Genomic DNA, 1,337 nt, shown 5'->3' on the forward strand with positions numbered 1-1,337 from the left:
CAAATCCTGACTGCTCGGGTCTTCCATTTTCCTTCTCCTAAAAAGTATAATTGAAACCATTATACCATATTTTCCAATTTTTACACATTAATTTTCAATTTCTATGATAAAGGGGCGCTGAATAGAGAGCCGCAATCCAAGTCTCGACGCCCTAGTTCAAGCCTTGTGAATCTTTAAAAAAGCTCTTTAAAATCAGAAGTGCAAAAAACAAGCAATCGTTTCTACAGTTCATGACTAATAAAAAACGAGGTTGGGATTTTTCCTCAACCTCTTGATCAATTAGCTATTTTTTGTGACTGTGACCTCACCAGTTCGGTAATCTAACTGAATTCCCTTTTGGACATTTGGAATAACGACATTAAACTCCAACTCCCCATCAGAGGACTTGGCTTCAATCTGCGATGCGGACGGCACCAAGTCTTCCTCAGTCGCATAGAGCAACGTCACACGGTAACGCACTCGTTTATTCTGATCTAGGGCTTTTCGAACCAAGCTCTCATAGTAGTTTTGACCTGTCGAATCTTCTGCACGCGCTTGGTTGGCCCAAGCTGTCTGTACGGCAATGTTTTTAGGATTGCTAGTAGAAGCATCAAAGCCATCTAAACCACCGATTAAGGCATAGCCCAACAAATGCCCTCTATCGACCGCATGGTTGTAACTTCCCTTTAGATTCTTAACCTGATGCCAACCCGCAGGCGTCCAAGATGTTGAACCATTGCCAGTTTCTTCACGGTCCTTGTACTGTCTGGTCGCTTTTGACATGATTGCATTCGCTACTGTGGGAACTGTCTCTCCTCCTACAGTCTTTGTTTTATTATCCGCATAGGGTTTACTTGAAACCTTGGCGTCTAGATTGGTTTTATTGTTATTGACGATAAAGGCTCCTGCGCTATTCCACTCTAGAGTGCCCTTAATTTGTTTTTTAACTGAATCGGTCAGTACACTTTCAGCCAGTTCTTGACTTGGAGTATCAGACGACTGTGATTTTTGTTTTACTCGTGTTTGTGGTGCAGTGTTGGAAGACTGCATTTGTTTAATATAGTAGCTTCCTGCTGACAAGAGCAAAAAGAGCAAGAGGCCAATTAGAGCCTGCCTTGTTTTTTTATTCATATTTTCTCCTTGTACTCTTCGAAAATCTCTTCAAACCACGTCAGCTTCCATCTGCAACCTCAAAACGGTGTTTTGAGCAACCTGCGGCTCTCTTCCTAGTTTGCTCTTTGATTTTCATTGAGTATTACATTCAATTTCTAGAAAAAAGCTGGGACAAAAGTCCTAGTCTCTCAATTGTCTTTGGATTGTCGAGCAAGACGCAGTGGTTGAGTGGGCTCTACTACGCT

At 42.0% G+C, this 1,337-nt stretch carries 1 protein-coding gene; it reads right to left on the minus strand.

What is annotated here, in order from left to right; all coding sequences use genetic code 11:
* Nucleotides 1-279: 279 nt before the first annotated feature.
* Complete coding sequence (locus ADM33_RS02795) at nt 280-1,110, minus strand: DNA/RNA non-specific endonuclease (RefSeq protein WP_049503082.1); 831 nt, start codon at nt 1,108-1,110, stop codon at nt 280-282.
* Nucleotides 1,111-1,337: the final 227 nt, after the last annotated feature.

The organism is Streptococcus oralis, assembly GCF_001075875.1.
GTDB classification, from domain to species: Bacteria; Bacillota; Bacilli; order Lactobacillales; family Streptococcaceae; genus Streptococcus; species Streptococcus oralis_I.

What these genes read in the sequence shown, in the direction of transcription:
- ADM33_RS02795 (WP_049503082.1), bottom strand. Translation starts at nt 1,110, where the DNA reads ATGAATAAAAAAACAAGGCAGGCTCTAATTGGCCTCTTGCTCTTTTTG.